Source organism: Shewanella sp. FJAT-51649 (genome assembly GCF_019457435.1).
Lineage (GTDB): Bacteria > Pseudomonadota > Gammaproteobacteria > Enterobacterales > Shewanellaceae > Shewanella > Shewanella mangrovisoli.
In genome coordinates this window covers 1802266-1819486 of sequence record NZ_CP080411.1, presented here as the reverse complement: position 1 = coordinate 1819486, position 17221 = coordinate 1802266, and the positions used below count along the sequence as shown (strand labels likewise).

The window sequence follows — 17221 nt, the reverse complement described above, 5'->3', positions numbered from 1 at the left end:
TCTTCTAGTTATCAAGCGTCGGCCATTGCCACCGCTTGCTCTAAATCTACTGCGACTATACGGGATACACCCGGCTCATGCATAGTCACACCGATAAGTTGATCAGCCATCTCCATCGTAATTTTGTTATGGCTGATATAGATAAACTGTACGCTCTGCGACATTTCCTTCAATAATCGGCAGAATCGTTCTACGTTGGCATCGTCTAAGGGCGCATCCACTTCGTCTAACATACAGAAGGGAGCTGGATTCAACCTGAAAATCGCGAATACCAATGATAAAGCCGTTAGGGCTTTTTCACCACCGGAAAGAAGATGGATTGTACTGTTCTTCTTACCTGGCGGCTGGGCCATGATGGTCACGCCCGTTTCTAATAAATCGTCTTCCGTCAGCGCTAAATACGCGCGTCCGCCACCGAATACCTTAGGGAATAAACGCCCTAGATCTTCGTTTACCGCATCAAATGTGGTCTTAAAGCGAGTGCGGGTCTCCTTATCGATTTTCCGAATGGCTTCCTCTAGGGTGGCCAGACCGTTATTTAGATCTTCATCTTGATGATCCAAATAGGATTTTCGCTCACTTTGTTGTTCGAATTCTTCGATCGCCGCGAGGTTTATCGCCCCTAAGCGAATAATTTTTTGGCGGATCTGATCCAAATCACGCTGCCACTTGTCGGGATGCCCATCCGCAGGCAGGGCATCGACAATCTGAGCAAGCACAATTTGTTGCTCTGATAGCGCCGCTAATTGGCTATCGGCCTGCCCTTTTAATCCCTCACGACGTAACTTTAACGTGCTGAGGCTTTGAGTCAAGCCCTCAAGCTTACCAAGCTCTTGTTTTTGCTTTAATCCTATACTGTTTAGCGTTTCAGTGAGCGAACTTTGTTGCGACCTGAGGCTTTTAAGTGCTTGTTGCTGACTCTGCTGTTGATTGAGTAACTGCGCCAGTTGTTCGCTGAGCTGTACCGTTTGCTGATCGCCCTCTTGTGCCGCTACGTTGGCAAGTTGGGCTGACAGTGTTTCCTTTGAGTGGACTAATTCACTGACACGTACACGCTGTAATTCAATTTGTTCAGTGCTCACCGCCATCCGAGTACTGACCGATTGCAGACTGGCATTGAGGCTCGCTAAGCGGCGCTCGGCATCACCAATCTGCGCCTTCAAGGCTTGATGACGTGCCATATCCCCTTGGGCATCTTGGCTTTGTTGCTGTTGCTTCTCAAGGCTGACCTCCAGCGCCTCTGCCAGTTCATCCTCTTGCTCCGCAAGCAGCATTAACTGCTCGGCAAGCTCGGCTAACTCGGCCAGGGTTCGGGCAACGGTTTCTGCGAGTTGCTCCCGTTTAGCTTCACGCTGTTTGGCCTGGGCCTGCGCGTTATTAAGCTGGGTAGATTTGGTGGCTTTATCGAGCTGCAACTGGTGTAAGCGTTTAGTGCCTTGGCTTAAGCGGTCACGCACCTGGGTTAATTGCTGCGCTAGTTCATCGAGCTTTGCCTGCTGTATGGCCTTCGCCTGCTCACACTCGGCGATAGCCTCGCTCAGCTCGGTTTGCTCTTTACTCAATTGCACCAAAGATTGGCTATTGTCTTGTTTGGCAATCAAAAAACCTTTGCCGAGCAGATAACCGTCGGCGGTGACTATTCGCTCATCGGCCGCCAAGCTCGGCAGCAGGGCTTGCGCACTGGCCAGATTATCGGCCCATTTGAGTCCCTTAAGCCAAGGAGCAAGGTTCAATTTAGCACCAAAGATGGGAGAGCCATCGAGATGCACATCCGCCGCCAAGGCCGCATCGGCATAAAACCCTATCTCATTGGCGTTAACGCCCACGGGCAGCGTCATCAATCCCTGCAGCGCAAGCTCTGCTGCGGCTTCCCAGCCGTTTTCCACTTGAATGCTTTGCCACAGCTGCGGCTTATCACTTAACTCTTCTTGTTTTGCGAGCCATTGTTCAACCAGTTCGAAGCGTGCCCGCATCGAGGTTAAACGCTGTGATAATTGCTCAAACTCACCGCGTGCTAAATCTAACGCGTGAGTATCGGCAGCCAGAGTGGATTCAAACTCTTGATTGATTTCAACTTGTTCAGCTAATACTTGCTCTAACTGGGCAATCTCGTCATTGAGTGATGCGCTGTTATCTTCGAGTGCATGCGCATTAAGCGAGGCCAACTCTTGTTGTTGCTCTTGGTGTAACTGGGTTTTATGGGCATTTAATTGCTGTTGATGAGTCAGCTTGCTGCGGTGTAATTCTAATTGCAGTTTATGCTGAGCGACGGCCGCCGCCAGTACTCTGGCGCTTTCACTTTGCGCCTCACTGCGCGAAACACTCATCTCCCACTGGGCTTGCAGCTCATCGAGCATTTCTTGCTGCAACTCGTGTTGCGGCGCAAGTTGGCTAAGCTCCGCCTCAAGCGCTTGAAAGCTGGCTTGATAAGCGGCTAATTTGGCTTGGTTTTGAATGATTTGCTCACTCAATTGCTCAAGCTGATTATGCAACTGGGCATCGCGCTGCTTTTGGCTCTGTAACTGTTGTTCTAACTTAGCAATCTCAGTACCCGTTAGATAATAGGCTTCGACCGCCTGCTGCTCCTGCTCGGCTAAGTGCGAAAGTATGAGTTGCAACTCGGTGCTTTCTAACTCACCGGTTTGCGCTAAGGACTGGGCCGCCGCTTGTTGCAGCTCGAGCGAGCTAATCTGCTCCGATAGACTCGCCATTTGGCTCTGCAGCTCTTGATAGCGCATCACCAGCAGCTCGGCATGGGTTTTACGCTCTGCTTGTTTCAGCTCACGATATTGCTTCGCCGCCTTGGCCTGCTGACTGAGTTTTTCCAGCTGTTTTGCTAACTCGCTGCGAATATCCCCTAAACGCTCCAAGTTTTCGCGGGTATGACGGATACGGTTTTCCGTTTCACGCCGACGCTCTTTATAGCGGGAAATCCCCGCAGCTTCTTCAATAAAAGTACGTAAATCTTGGGGTTTAGATTCGATTAAACGTGAAATCGTGCCCTGCTCGATAATGGCGTAACTGCGCGGCCCAAGCCCAGTGCCCATAAACAGATCGGTGATATCTTTACGGCGACACTTTTGGCCATTGAGAAAATACCAAGACTCGCCGTCACGGCTCACCTGACGTTTTACCGAGATTTCTTCATAACTGGCGTATTGGCCCGCAAGGCGACCCTCTTTATTTTCAAACACCAATTCAACGCCCGCCACAGACACAGGTTTACGGGCGCTGGAGCCGTTAAAAATCACGTCACTCATGGAGTCACCGCGCAAATGTTTTGCCGAGCTTTCGCCCAGCACCCAACGCACGGCGTCAATCACGTTAGACTTACCGCAGCCATTTGGGCCAATAATGGCACTTAATGCCTGTAAAAACGGAATTTTGGTGGGATCGACAAACGACTTAAAGCCGGCAAGTTTTATTTGTTTTAATCTCATGGTGCCAGTTAGCGCGTCTCAGTATAAAAAGCCATCAGGGCGATGACCAATAGGGATGCAGGCCAATATTAGCCCGAGTCGTGTCATAGAATTCTGAGGCCAACTTTAGCAAAGCAGGCAGTATTTTGTAACGCTTTTTATTGAATTCATATGGCTTTTAGCTTGTCATCTCGCGACGAGTTGATCACAATCGCACTTATCTGTATCTCACGCTGTATCTCAACTTTTTTGGAATGACGATATGACACAGAAATCCTCCTCCCCTTCGCAGGGTAAAAGTGGTGTGAATTATTTTCTCGATGGCTTTGGTTTAATCAAACGTAAAGGCCTGCGCACCTTTGTATTTATTCCCTTAATGATCAACTTAGTGCTGTTTGCGGCTGTTATCTATGTGGCGATTGGGCAGCTCGATGTGCTCTTCACTTGGATGAATGCCCAGCTCCCCGAATACTTAAGTTGGCTTAACTTTTTGCTCTGGCCGTTAGCGGTGACCACTATGTTGGTGATGCTGGCGTTTGTCTTTAGTTCGGTAATGAACTGGCTGGCCGCGCCCTTTAATGGCTTGCTGGCCGAAAAGGTCGAGCAGTTATTGACCGGCAAACCGATGAATACCGGCTCGGGCATGGACATAGTCAAAGACTTACCACGCATTCTTGGCCGTGAATGGATCAAACTCAAATACTATTTGCCCCGTGCGCTGGTATTTTTGTTGCTGTTTTTAGTGCCCATGGTGGGGCAAACCTTAGCGCCAATTTTGTGGTTTTTATTCAGCGCTTGGATGATGGCAATTCAATACTGCGACTATCCCTTTGATAACCATAAGGTAAGCTTCAAGGATATGCGCTTTGCCCTTAATCAAACCCGCGGCACCAGCTTTACCTTTGGTGCGACTGTGACCCTGTTTTCGATGATCCCCGTGGTGAACTTTATCGTCATGCCAGTGGCGATTTGTGGTGCCACCGCCATGTGGGTCGATAAGTACCGCGAAGCTTACCGTAATCCTGTGGTTTCTCCCGAATAATCCCCCAACGCACTGGATGCTCGCCATCCAGTGCAGCCTTGGGTTTTCAGCTATTTTTAATACAATTCTTGTAACAATTGCCCACTCTTGTTAACGCGCAATTTCTGGCACACTGCGCGCCATTTTAGAATGATTTGGGCCTTGTTGTTGAAGACGTTTCTCCCCTTAGTGTTATCGACTGCGGTATTTCTCAGTTCGCCAAGCTTGGCGGGCTCAGCCAGCCAATTTCAATTAACGATCCCGACCTTAGAAGATGCCGCCGAGATTGATGGTGAATTTGATGAGGTAGTGTGGCAGCACGCGGCGCAGGCCGAGCTAGGCTATGAGACTCAGCCCGGCGAAAACACGGCGGCGCCCGTTTACACCGAAGCCAGAATCTACGCGACCCAAACCAGCCTATTTGTGGCCTTTACCGCCAAAGACGGTCAACCACAACATATCCGCGCCACGCTCAAGGACAGGGATAATCTTTGGGGCGACGATCTGGTGGGGATCAAACTCGATACCTTTAACAATGCCCGTTTGGCCTATCAGTTTTTTATCAACCCACTGGGCGTGCAACTAGACTCAATAGAGAATGAGCTCACGGGCGAAGAGAGTGAAGCTTGGGATGGCATTTGGAAAACCGCTGGTAAAATCACCGCCGAGGGTTATCAGGTGGAAGTCGAGCTGCCATTACGACTATTTAACTTTGACGATAAAAAAACTGTTCAAGAATGGGGATTTGAGCTGATCCGCTACTATCCACGCAATGAAAATCATCGCATATCTACCCATAAAATCGATCGCAACATCAGTTGCCAGCTATGTCAGCTCGGCGTCGCCACGGGCTTATCCTCCGCCAAGCAAGGACAAGATCTGCAAATTACCCCGTCCTTTGTCGCCAATCGCGATGAGCAAAAAAGTGAAAATGGCTGGCAAACCGAGAGCAACTATGAACCTGGGCTCGATTTGCGCTGGGGCATTAACTCGCGCACCTTGCTAAATGCCACCATTAATCCCGATTTCTCCCAGGTTGAGTCCGATGCTGGCCAGCTCGATATCAACAGCACTTTTGCGCTGTTTTTTGATGAGAAACGCCCCTTCTTCCTCGACAATAAAGACTACTTCGATACCCAAGTGAATCTGCTGCATACCCGCAATATTGTATCACCGGACTATGGGCTAAAACTCACCAGCCAAACCGAACAACACACTTGGGCATTGCTGGCCGCCAATGACAGCCAAACGACCTTTTTGATGCCGGGGAATTTAAGTTCTGAGGTCACCTCCTTAGCGGAAGAAAGCCTTAACCTTGCGGCGCGTTACCGCTTCGATATGGATAAAACCTTCTCCTTTGGTGGGCTTATCACGGCAAAGAGCAGTGCCGACAATCAACTAACAGCATTTGCCGAGCAAAATGATTACCACAATTATGTCATGAGCTTAGATGCGAAATACCAACCGACAGCCCAGGATATCTTTACCGCTCAAGTCGCCCATTCCCAGACTCGTTACCCCACAGCCCTGTACCAACAGTTTTGTGGCAATGTGGAGGGAGAACTGACAGAAGGGCTACTCTGTGGCCAAACGCCGTTAAGCTGTGAGCTCGGTCAATGCCAAGTGAATGAGCAAGTGTTACGAAGCCAATCGGATCGGGATTTCAGTGGCGCCCTGTATCAACTGACCTACGAACACAACGCCCGCGATTGGTTCGCCTACGGCGAGTACTACGATGTATCCCCCAATTTTCGCGCCGATTTAGGCTTTGTGGAAAAAATTGATTACCGCACCTTGATGGCCGGTGGTGGCTTAATTTGGTATCCCGAAACCGTATTTAACAAGATTAAATTCGGTGGCGACTGGGATATCACCCACAATCAAGCCGGGGAACAGCTCGAGCAAGAGTTTGAGATCTTTTGGGAAATGTATGGCGCGCTGCAGAGCGAGCTATCTTTTGGGATAGAAACCCGTGAACGCGTCGGCCCACGCCACGACAGCGCGCAACTGGCGGTGTTAGGTAACAGCAATCAATACCAAGAAACCCAAGGCTGGCTTTACGGCGCGATTACGCCCACCTCAGCCCTCAGCCTTGAGCTGGAGATCCACTATGGCGATGAGATTGATTTCCTTAACGATCGCTTAGGCACAAAAACCTTAATCAATCCGATGTTCAAATGGAAAATAGCCAACGGCCTGTCGGTGGATGTTTCCCATCAATATCAGCATATGGAAGTCGAGCAGGATAAACTCTTTACCGCAAACCTCTCGGATGTGCGCCTGCACTGGCAATTGAGTCTGCACAGTTTTATTCGCCTATCGAGCATTTACACCCAAATCGAGCGTAATCTTGCGCAGTATTTGTATTCGACGCCCGATAGCGAAGCGGCACACTTAGGTAATGAAATCCTCTACGGCTACAAACTCAATCCCCAGAGCGTGTTCTATTTGGGCTATTCCGACAGTTTAATCTCGGATGATGAACTCACGCGGCTCACTCGGGATGAGAAGACCTATTTTATGAAGCTAAGTTACGCTTGGTTGCTCTAGGCTGAAAGGTTTAGCATAAAGCCCACAACAAGGCTTGTGGGCTTAAATCGAGATTCTAACTAAGACTCATAAATACCCAATAAGCTTGGGCTGGGAAGTGCAATCCCCATTGCGGTAAGCTCCATTCCCCAATGTCGCAGCAGCGCAAGATATGCCTGCTCAAAGGGATAGCGTGGCTTAGGGAATGCCCACTCAGAGGGAAAACACCATTCCTCCTCGCTCTCATCAATCGCTAAATAGGCGGCGAAATCATGGTTTGTCTCAATCAGCGCAGCGGTTAGATTTTTCGCCATCGCGACCCTGTGGGCAGAAGTAAATCCCGACTGTTCACTAAACTCATCAAACACATAAGCATCGTACAGCGCTTGCAGCTGCGCGGGATCTAAAGGATCGTAGCGATTGAGAGTTTCCCCGAGCGTTTCCTCACGGTCATAACAATTAAAAGCGCCAAGAAACCAGCCAGGATTGGGATGAAACGGAATATCCGAATCAGGGTAAAGAAGCGTCATGGTGACAGGTTCTCGTATCGGAACTGAGGCTTTAAAAAAGTGTTTTTTAGGCAGCTAACTGCCTTCTCTTAGTAAAGGCATTTTCGGTTAAGGTACCGCATCGAGCCGTTTAATCAATGTGCAGATATAAAAGCTAAAGCCCCATTACTGGCACTGGGGCTTTAGTCGATTTAGCGTTTTTGCAAAATCACGCTACCGATGGAGTAACCCGCACCAAAGGAGCTTAATAGCCCTAAATCGCCCGCGTTAAAGTCAGCGGAATATTTATGGAAGGCAATCACAGAGCCTGCAGAGGCGGTATTGGCATACTCATCGAGCACAACGGGCGCTTGCTCTGGCGTTACCTCATCCCCTAGCAGTTTTTTCACCACGAATTGGTTCATATTGATGTTGGCTTGATGCAACCACAAACGTTTAAAGGACTGTGGCGTGAGGGATTGCTCGGCCAGATGCTCGTCTAAATGCTGATAAATCATCGGCAACAGTTCTTTAAAGACTTTGCGGCCCTGCTGATGGAATAACTTATCCGCCTGATGCACCGAGCTTGGATCACAGCGATTTAAAAAACCGAAATTACTGCGAATATTGTTCGAGTAGTCAGTAAAACAACGACTTGAAACAATGTTAAAGCCCTTATTGGCGGCCACTAGGCTTTGCTCTTCGAGCACCATAGCAGTCGCTACATCGCCGAAGATAAAGTGACTGTCACGGTCACGGTAGTTCACCTGCGCCGAACAAATTTCGGGGTTAATCACTAACACCCGAGACGCCGAGCCCGTCGCAATCGCATTGGCGGCGGCCACAATGGCAAAGGTGGCCGAAGAACAGGCAACCTGCATATCGTAACCATAGCCACGGGTACCGAGTGCCCGCTGAATTTCAATCGCCATCGCAGGATAAGCGCGCTGCGTATAAGCACAGGCAACGATCACTAAATCGATTTGCTCGGCCTTCACATCCGCTTGTTTAAGCGCCATCACTGCCGCCTCAACCCCAATTTCGGCCTGCATAGATAACTCGTCACTGCTACGCTCAGGAATAAGCGGCATCATGATTTCAGGATCGAGAATACCGTCTTTAACCATCACATATCTGTGCTTGATGCCCGAGGCCTTCTCGATAAACTCACTGGAGGAATAAGACAGCGGCTCAACATGGCCCTGCTCAATTAATCCTGCATTTTCAAGGTTAAACATATCCACATAAGCGTTGAAGCTCTCCACCAAAGCTTCATTAGAAATACTGTGTGGCGGCGTAAATAAACCGCTGCCAGAAATAACGACCTGTTTCATAGGTGCTCCGAACGGGTGCTTGTTGTAAGGTGAGCAGACGTCGCATTATTCTGTGTTGGCACGGCGGCCAATGCGTGTTCAGCCTGCGCCTGTTGCTGCTCTAATTGATGCTTTTTATGCATTTGCGCTAAGTCTATCACGACTGTGGAAGATATTTTATCTTGGATCCCCTGTCGATTGGCATCCCAAAATATCTGCATAAAGCCCAGTAAGCCCGTCGTGAAGCCCGCCGCATAACCACCATAACGGCCAAATGCCCCCCAAAGGCTGATTTTAGCGCCATCGAGTTGGATAACGCGGATGCCTAAGAGTTTCTTACCTAAGGTCTGACCATCAAATTTGGCGGTAAACACGGTGAAGTAAAATGCAGCCCAGCCAAAACCTAAGCCCATATCGCTCATAAAGCCTTTGATCCACGCCAGCACACTGCGAGTGTCATTCTCTTCTTCATCATCACCGGCTTCACTGTTAGGGCTTTCGGTTTGATGCGCAGGATTGAGGTTGATGTCAGGAACTAAGGGAGCATTTTCCATTGCCGCTCGATTATCGGTTTGAGCGTTGGCTAATCCATCGGTTTGCGGTTCAGATACGGGAACTGCGTCAAGCTTGCCATTTGGCGACAAATTTGCGAGCGACTGACTTGGCTCTGGCGGCTGTGATAATGTGCTTGGATCCTTAGCTAAATCCTTTGTTGAATTTTTCACAGAGCCCTTAGTGGAGTCTAGGGTGACTTCAAACACCTTCACCTCGGGCCAGAGACTGCCCGCCATAATTTCATCACGTAACTGCGTTTTATCGGCCTCGGATAACTCCGAGCTCGCTAAAGTATCTAGTACCATATCGCGACGCTCAGCTGCCGACATTCCCTCCATAGGCACATTCTCGAGCGTCTGAATCTCGAGTGTCTGAGTGTCGAGCGTCTGCTGCAAAGCACGGATCTGTTCACGGGCACAATCGGTATTTTCACAGAGTCCGAGGGAGACAAGGCTAGGAATCGCCTTAACAACAGCATTGATATCCTGGGGCGCGTTGACCTTTTCGCGGGAAGTTTTACTCGATTGATGGAAATTCCACAAATTCCCCGCCGAGCTAAAGAGCATCAACCCCAACATGGCCGCATACAGGCCCCATTTGAGTAAGCGGCCAAACTGACGACTGCGTTTCTCGATATAAATAATCCCCACCACCAGCAGAACAAACAGCCAATCCATTTGTTCGGCTAAAATAGTGATAAATAAACCGTCGATTAACATCGCCAATGCCCGCTTAAATGGCGTGGCTAACGGGGTATAAAGTACCGATTCGGCAATAGTGAATGCCTTAGGGGTGACCATAGTTCTTGGATCTTTGCCCAAGTCCGTTTGTTGTTGCTTCATAGTGTGGCAATCCGATTCCGATAGAAGTTTTATAAGTGAAACATCAAGTGGTTATTCTTATTTACAGGTTATTTTTTATTGATGTTAGCAAGAGGTTAACACAGTTAAACCCACTGCCAATTGGGCTTTGCGAATAACAGGATTATCTTTAATAACCAAATCGAATAAAGAAGAACAAACAATCACTTCTAAATGCGCCACAGGCGATTATGATTCAATAGTGCAAACATAGGAGCAAGCAATCCATGAGCAAAATTTTCGAAGACAATTCATATACTATTGGCAATACCCCGTTAGTGCGTTTAAACCGCGTAAGCCAAGGTAAAGTGCTGGCAAAGGTCGAAGCACGTAATCCAAGTTTCAGTGTCAAATGCCGTATCGGTGCCAATATGATTTGGGATGCCGAGAAAAAAGGCCTGCTCACCAAAGACCACGAACTGATTGAGCCAACCTCAGGTAATACCGGGATTGCCTTAGCCTATGTGGCGGCCGCCCGTGGTTACAAGCTGACGTTAACTATGCCAAATACTATGAGCTTAGAGCGTCGTAAACTGCTGAAAGCCTTAGGTGCAAACCTAGTGCTGACCGAAGGCGCAAAAGGCATGAAAGGTGCTATCGATAAAGCGGAAGAAATCCGTCAATCGGCGCCTGAAAAATACATTATGCTGCAGCAGTTTAATAACCCAGCAAACCCTGAAATCCATGAAAAAACCACTGGTCCAGAGATTTGGAACGATACCGATGGTGCTGTGGATGTGTTTGTTGCAGGCGTGGGTACTGGCGGTACCATCACAGGTGTAAGCCGTTACCTGAAAAAAGTCGCTGGCAAAGCCATTACTTCTGTCGCGGTAGAACCCGCTGATTCACCGGTTATTACCCAAACCTTAGCGGGATTACCAGTGCAGCCTGGTCCACACAAGATTCAAGGTATTGGCGCAGGTTTTATCCCTGGCAACTTAGATCTTGAGTTAATCGATCGCGTTGAAACCGTCACCAACGATGAAGCCATCGACATGGCGCGCCGCTTGATGCAAGAAGAAGGCATTTTAGTCGGTATTTCTTCTGGTGCTGCTGTGGTTGCGGCGAACCGCATCGCGGCTCTGCCAGAGTTTGCGGATAAAAACATTGTGGTTATCCTGCCTTCGGCTGCCGAACGTTACTTATCGTCTGTACTGTTCCAAGGCCAGTTTGGCGACGAAGAGAACATTCAGTAATCAAGCAATTAGGCCGACAAAAATACCCAGCATTGTCTGGGTATTTTTATGGCCGAAATTTATGGGTAATCACGATTAACACCGCTTCCCTCTCCTCCAGATCCGCATTTATTCACTAAGTTGGAGCTAGTTCATAGTTTTCCACCGCCGCTCTGACTTTTGCCGTTAACTTCGCTATAAAGATTGTATTCCTTTGTAAACTCAGCCAATTTATGTCCTTCTACCACACCCCGAAAGCCTTAAGCGCCTTCGATGCCAAATTTGAGGCACAAAAAATCGCCTTTGGCCCCATCAGTTTTCAGGTTGCCCATTGCCTGCTGAAATTTGAAGTATTAGCCACCATTGACCAAGCAGGCGAACAAGGGGTAAACATTGCCCAACTCGCGCAAACCAGTGTGTTAAACGAGTATGCCCTTGGCGTCTTACTCGATATGGGATTGAGTATGGGACTGGTATGGCTCAATGGCGATGCCTATGTACTCGATAAAACAGGCTATTTTTTACTGCACGATGATATGGCGGCCATTAACCTCAATTTTGTACAGGATGTGTGTTATCAGGGACTGTTTCAACTCGATAAGGCGCTAGTCGCGGGTAAACCCTCTGGTTTAGCTGTATTTGGTGATTGGCAAACGATTTACCCCGCACTCAAGGATTTACCTGCTGAGGCAAAGGCCAGCTGGTTTGCCTTCGATCACTATTATTCTGACCACGCTTTTCCGCAGATGTTACCCTTAGTGTTTGCCCATTCGCCCAAGCATTTAGTCGATATTGGCGGAAATACGGGTAAATGGGCGCTAAGCTGCTGCGAGTTTCATCCTGAGGTTGAAGTCACCCTGATGGACTTCCCCGGCCAATTAGCCGTAGCCAAAGACAATGCTGCCAAGCATGGCTTTGCCGAGCGGATCCATACCTTTGCCACCGATTTGCTCGATGAATCACGCCCCTTTGTCGAAGGCGCCGATACCTATTGGATGAGCCAGTTCCTCGACTGCTTCTCTTTGGAGCAAATCCTCAGCATTTTGCAACGCACCGCTCAGGCGATGACGCCAAACAGTCAGTTGTTCATTGTCGAAACCTTCTGGGACAGACAACCCTCCGCCGCCTCAGCCTATTGCGTCAATGCGACTAGCTTGTATTTTACTGCGATGGCTAATGGCAATAGCCGTATGTACCACTCTAAGGACTTGATAACGTTACTACATCAAGCGGGCTTATATGTCGATGAAGACACTGACAACCTTGGTCTTGGGCATACTTTGCTGCGCTGTAAACGAAAACCTTAAGCATTAGAAAATTTGAATGTCTGAATAAAATTAATCAATTTTATTTATCAAACTCTCGACCATACACTGACATTAACAGATAGACACATCGAATTAATGTCAGTGTTGAGAGGTAACAAACATGACTTCAAAACGTAAACGCTGGACAGCACAGGCAGCAAAATTACCTAGCCCTATGGGCGGACTCGCCCTCGCGATTGCAAGCTTAGGTTGGACTTGGGAGAGTGTGATGCCCTCACTCAATGGTTGGGGCCAACTGACAGGGGCAGCCATCGCCTCAGTGTTACTCATGCTGCTTGCGGCAAAATTTATACTGCATCCCTCAGTGCTGAAAAACGAACTCAGCCATCCGGTCGTCGGTAGTGTGATCCCGACATTCGCCATGGCCTTGATGGTAGTGTCGAACCTACTCGGCCATTATTTCCCCCATGTCGGCTTAACCCTTTGGCTAACCGCCATTGTTATCCATGTCATCTTTTTAGGCGCCTTTATTTACTACCGCGCTATCGACTTCAAACTCGAACATATGGTGCCCAGCTGGTTTGTGCCACCCATTGGCATCATAGTGGCGGCAGTATCCTTCCCCAGTAATGGCGCGCCATGGTTAGTGAACTTGATCCTAGCCTTCGGCATGCTCGCATATTTAGTCATGCTGCCATTGATGCTCTACCGATTAATCTTCTGTCAAGCTGTGCCCGATGCGGCTAAACCCACCATTGCCATACTCGCCGCGCCAGCCAGTTTATCCTTAGCGGGCTACTTAACTGTGTGCGATCAACCTTCGATTGCCTTGGTCGCCGTATTGGCCAGTATTGCAGTATTGATGACAGCAGTGATTTATCTCGGTTTTTTCCATCTGCTCAAATTGCCCTTTAGCCCAGGCTATGCTGCGTTCACCTTTCCCATGGTGATCGGCGCGACGGCACTGTTTAAAACCGCCCACTGGCTCGCGCAATTTAGTCAAATGAGCGACCTCACTCACTGGGTAAGGTTACTTGCGGACTTCGAACTCGGTGTTGCAACCATAGTCGTTTGTTATGTCGCACTCAGGTATTTAACTCATTATCTACCTAATCCTACTCACATAATAGATAACGCCACTACAGTTTAACCTACTCATAAGTATTAAAAACGCTTAGCATCGGGTGTCTATAAAACATTCAAACCTCATTTCATAAAATATTTGTATGACAAAATAAGTGAATTTAAATTCACTTATTTTGTCTAGTTAAATACATTTTGCTAAAAAATCCCCATAAAATAGTTAGCTTAAATTGAAAACACTGAATACTTAAAACTCACTGAATAAAAGATACTCAAAAACGAGTTAATAACCGTACAGCATCTACTGATTTAAGCTATTTTTAATACAGCACCAATAAAAATACAGTATTCAAAACCGTATAAACGCTGAGCTTAAATAAAAATCTAAATATACAAAAAAAGTATGATTATTTTATTCTTACAAAAACTTTCAATTTTTACGAATAAATAACAACCCATTAATATATATTCAAACTTACTGCTGGTTTTATTGCCAAAATTGGTTTTAAACATCTAAAAACCGCTAACACACTCATAAACAAAACCAATAAAAAACATTTAATTAACAATCAATGATTAAGCATTGCAACTTACGCAAATTTACACTGTTGCACTTGTTATTTTCTTGTGGTTATATCTTGAGCCTAATTAAATAGGGCTCTATTTCTTACAACGTTCCGTATTTAATTAAAATAACAATTAAACAAATAACAAGTGTTAAGGGAGAATGATATGCGCGCTAATTCGACATTAGCCAAAGCGGTTCGCTTTGCGTTAATTGGTGGTGCCACAACAGCAGCTTTATCTAGTACTGTTGTTTATGCTGCAGAGGATAACGCTAAGGTAGAACGTATTGAAGTAACAGGTTCCCGTATTCAAAGAACTGATATGGAATCAGCGTTACCGGTTACTGTTTTATCGGCCGAAGATATTGCCAAAACAGGTTTAAGTGATGTTTCTGCTGTTTTAGCACAAATGCCATTTAACACTGCTGGTAGTTTTATTAGTGATGCAGGTAGCTCTGCCAGTAACCATGCCAGTTCAGGTATGCGTGGTTTAGGTTCGAACCGTACGTTAACCTTAATCAACGGTCGCCGTATTGCGCCATCTGCAACCTTTGGTGGTGATGCTACTAACCTCAATTTAATTCCAATGGATGCAATCGAGCGTATTGAAATTTTACGTGACGGTGCATCAGCAATTTATGGTTCAGATGCTATCGGTGGTGTAATCAACATCATCCTTAAGAAGACTTTTGACGGTTTAGCATTCGATGCCAAATTTGGTAGCCCGACTCAAGGTGGAAGAGACGAAAAGTCAGCTTCTGTCACTTTCGGTAATACCAGTGATAAAAGCAGCAGCTTAGTGATCATCGAGCATAAGCAATTTGATCCACTGCAAGGCGGTCAACGTCCTCATTTAACCGCGAACTGGGACAAGAAATACGGCCGTAGTGGCTTATATGCACCAGAAGGCACATATCGTCCAGTTGAATCTCGCCCAGTGAAAGACGCAGATGGTACCTTCGGCACCCCAGTCTACACTGGCTTACAGGTTCCAGGTAAAGATTGTCCAGCCGATCGCATTGTAACCACCAAAGACGGTTCAGCTTGTGGTTTTAACCAGTTTGATGGTACAGACTATTTGCCAGATCAAACAAAAGACTCTGTATTCTCTAATATGACTTATCGTATTACTGATGAATTAGAGTGGTTTGGTCAAGCTATCGTAATGCGTGATAAATCCATCACGTCTTCTACCGCGCTGTGGACTCCTAACCTATACATGGCGGCAGATAATCCATTAAACCCAACATTCGGCACAGCGAATGCTTCAGAAGTTCAAGCTTATCATCGCTTGAAGGGCGTAGCTGATCGTAAGACTGAATTCGACTCAAACGTTGTAGACATTGTCACAGGTCTAAACCTTGAGTTAGATGCAGGCTCTCTGAGCTGGTACGTACAATACTCAGATCAAATCGTAAACATTGAAACTGACTCTTACGTATTCGAAGATAAGTTACAAGAAGCGGTTGATAAAGGTCTATACAACCCATTTGTTGAGGGTGGTAATGCGACCCAAGAAACTTTAGATACTTTCTTGCATACAGCGACTCGTAAAGCAACATCTAACACTACTGGTACAGGATTATCATGGGCCGCACTGGCTCCTATCTCCTTACCAGGTGGTGACTTAGGTTACGCTGTGGGTATGGAATACCAAAAAATCGAATACAAAGATACCCGTGATGCTCAACAAGCAGCTGGTAATGTATTAGGAACTTACGGTGGTGATTCTGCTGGTGATAGAAGCTACAAAGCAGCATTCGTTGAATTAGAACTGCCAGTGTTAGACCACTTGAATGTGAAACTCGCTAGCCGTTACGACCAATATAGCTTGCCTGATGTTGGCCAGCTTTCTAGCTCAGTTAACGTCCGTTACGAAGCCTTAGATAACTTAGTGTTACGTGCATCTTACGGTCAAGGTTTCAGAGCTCCATCACTGGATGACCTGTTAGGCAAACCAGCGACTAGTTACGACAGAATCACAGACACCACTCTGTGTCAAAGTCTGCCAGCAGATCAAAAAGACAATCCAGCTTGTGAAGATAACCAGTACCTACGTAAGAGTTCAGGTAATAAAGACCTAGACCCAGAGAAATCTGCTCAATACTCTTTCGGTGCCGTATGGAATATTACTGAAAACATTGACTTAGTTGTTGACTACTACAACATCGAAATCACTGACCAAGTAAGCTATATCGATGCACAAACTATCGTTGATTTAGAAGCAATTGGTGGTTTAGGTGCTTATGACCCTAACTACATCTACGTTAAACGTAAAGCTGACGGCACCATCGATGAAATTGGCGCTGGTAACATCAACATGGATGGCGTACAAACCTCAGGTCTTGACGTGTCATTCACATCAAACTTCGATTTTGCTGAATTTGGTGCATTTAAGTTTGCCGTTGAAGGAACTTATGCGCTTGAATACACAGAACAAGCAAGCCCGATTGCTAAGCGTTATGATGTGTTAGGTACTAAGGGTTATCCAGCACTACGTTTCAACACAACATTTAGCTACGCCATCGATGACTTCTCTGCATCGTTGATTGCTAAGTACATTGACTCTTATGATGGTGAAACTCCACAGCAACAAGAAGTTGGCACAAACAAGCAAGACTTCTCATCGTTCACTACATGGGACCTCACCCTGAACTATGACTTCGACAGCTATGGTAAAGTCACTGTAGGTGCTCGCAACTTGTTTGATGCAATGCCAACGGTTAACTACAGCTTAGGTTACCCTGGATACGATACTGATACTCATAATATCTTAGGTCGTGTCGTGTTTGCAGGATACAAAGTGAAATTCTAATTTCCCTATAGGAAGATAGAAAACCACAACAAAAATGGCATCCTCGGATGCCGTTTTTTTTATCTCCTGTTTAATCAATTAACTGAGTTAACCCTTAACGCCTATTTACCCGCAGCTTCAGGTTAACAC

At 47.0% G+C, this 17221-nt stretch carries 10 protein-coding genes; 6 read left to right on the top strand and 4 right to left on the bottom strand.

Annotation, left to right across the window (positions count from 1 at the left end; translation table 11 throughout):
* Positions 1-11 precede the first annotated feature (11 nt).
* Positions 12-3440 carry a chromosome segregation protein SMC gene (gene smc, locus K0H59_RS08190; protein WP_220055211.1) on the bottom strand — a complete coding sequence of 1143 codons (3429 nt, stop codon included), beginning with the start codon at positions 3438-3440 and terminating at the stop codon, positions 12-14.
* 241 nt (positions 3441-3681) lie between these two features.
* Between smc and cysZ the strand changes: the two genes are divergently transcribed.
* Positions 3682-4461, top strand: coding sequence for a sulfate transporter CysZ (gene cysZ / locus K0H59_RS08185; protein ID WP_089068065.1), 780 nt, complete (start codon positions 3682-3684; stop codon positions 4459-4461).
* A gap of 129 nt (positions 4462-4590) precedes the next feature.
* Positions 4591-6990, top strand: coding sequence for a carbohydrate binding family 9 domain-containing protein (locus K0H59_RS08180; protein ID WP_220055210.1), 2400 nt, complete (start codon positions 4591-4593; stop codon positions 6988-6990).
* Between the two features lie 59 nt (positions 6991-7049).
* Here the strand turns inward: K0H59_RS08180 and K0H59_RS08175 are convergent, their stop codons facing one another.
* The 3 genes from K0H59_RS08175 to K0H59_RS08165 all read right to left on the bottom strand — a co-directional run bounded on the left by K0H59_RS08175 (position 7050) and on the right by K0H59_RS08165 (position 10167).
* On the bottom strand, positions 7050-7499 hold the full coding sequence (locus K0H59_RS08175) for a hypothetical protein (RefSeq protein WP_220055209.1): 450 nt from the start codon (positions 7497-7499) through the stop codon (positions 7050-7052).
* Between the two features lie 170 nt (positions 7500-7669).
* A complete protein-coding gene (locus K0H59_RS08170; RefSeq protein ID WP_220055208.1) occupies positions 7670-8791 on the bottom strand; it encodes a beta-ketoacyl-ACP synthase III in 1122 nt (373 codons plus the stop codon).
* The gene (locus tag K0H59_RS08165; RefSeq protein WP_220055207.1) at positions 8788-10167 is read right to left on the bottom strand and encodes an RDD family protein; all 1380 of its coding nucleotides are present in this window, start codon (positions 10165-10167) and stop codon (positions 8788-8790) included. Before K0H59_RS08165 ends, K0H59_RS08170 begins: the two co-directional genes overlap by 4 nt.
* A gap of 245 nt (positions 10168-10412) precedes the next feature.
* Between K0H59_RS08165 and cysK the strand changes: the two genes are divergently transcribed.
* The 4 genes from cysK to K0H59_RS08145 all read left to right on the top strand — a co-directional run bounded on the left by cysK (position 10413) and on the right by K0H59_RS08145 (position 17092).
* On the top strand, positions 10413-11381 hold the full coding sequence (cysK, locus tag K0H59_RS08160) for a cysteine synthase A (protein WP_011622282.1): 969 nt from the start codon (positions 10413-10415) through the stop codon (positions 11379-11381).
* Positions 11382-11593: 212 nt separating this feature from the next.
* A complete protein-coding gene (locus K0H59_RS08155) occupies positions 11594-12667 on the top strand; it encodes a methyltransferase (RefSeq protein ID WP_220055206.1) in 1074 nt (357 codons plus the stop codon).
* Between the two features lie 121 nt (positions 12668-12788).
* Complete coding sequence (locus K0H59_RS08150; protein ID WP_220055205.1) at positions 12789-13778, top strand: TDT family transporter; 990 nt, start codon at positions 12789-12791, stop codon at positions 13776-13778.
* A gap of 665 nt (positions 13779-14443) precedes the next feature.
* A complete protein-coding gene (locus K0H59_RS08145; protein WP_088212121.1) occupies positions 14444-17092 on the top strand; it encodes a TonB-dependent siderophore receptor in 2649 nt (882 codons plus the stop codon).
* The last annotated feature ends 129 nt before the right edge of the window (positions 17093-17221 follow it).

Excerpts from the sequence above, each read along its gene's own strand:
- smc (WP_220055211.1), bottom strand. The coding sequence starts at position 3,440 with ATGAGATTAAAACAAATAAAACTTGCCGGCTTTAAGTCGTTTGTCGAT.
- cysZ (WP_089068065.1), top strand. The coding sequence starts at position 3,682 with ATGACACAGAAATCCTCCTCCCCTTCGCAGGGTAAAAGTGGTGTGAAT.
- K0H59_RS08180 (WP_220055210.1), top strand. The coding sequence starts at position 4,591 with ATGATTTGGGCCTTGTTGTTGAAGACGTTTCTCCCCTTAGTGTTATCG.
- K0H59_RS08175 (WP_220055209.1), bottom strand. The coding sequence starts at position 7,499 with ATGACGCTTCTTTACCCTGATTCGGATATTCCGTTTCATCCCAATCCT.
- K0H59_RS08170 (WP_220055208.1), bottom strand. The coding sequence starts at position 8,791 with ATGAAACAGGTCGTTATTTCTGGCAGCGGTTTATTTACGCCGCCACAC.
- K0H59_RS08165 (WP_220055207.1), bottom strand. The coding sequence starts at position 10,167 with ATGAAGCAACAACAAACGGACTTGGGCAAAGATCCAAGAACTATGGTC.
- cysK (WP_011622282.1), top strand. The coding sequence starts at position 10,413 with ATGAGCAAAATTTTCGAAGACAATTCATATACTATTGGCAATACCCCG.
- K0H59_RS08155 (WP_220055206.1), top strand. The coding sequence starts at position 11,594 with ATGTCCTTCTACCACACCCCGAAAGCCTTAAGCGCCTTCGATGCCAAA.
- K0H59_RS08150 (WP_220055205.1), top strand. The coding sequence starts at position 12,789 with ATGACTTCAAAACGTAAACGCTGGACAGCACAGGCAGCAAAATTACCT.
- K0H59_RS08145 (WP_088212121.1), top strand. The coding sequence starts at position 14,444 with ATGCGCGCTAATTCGACATTAGCCAAAGCGGTTCGCTTTGCGTTAATT.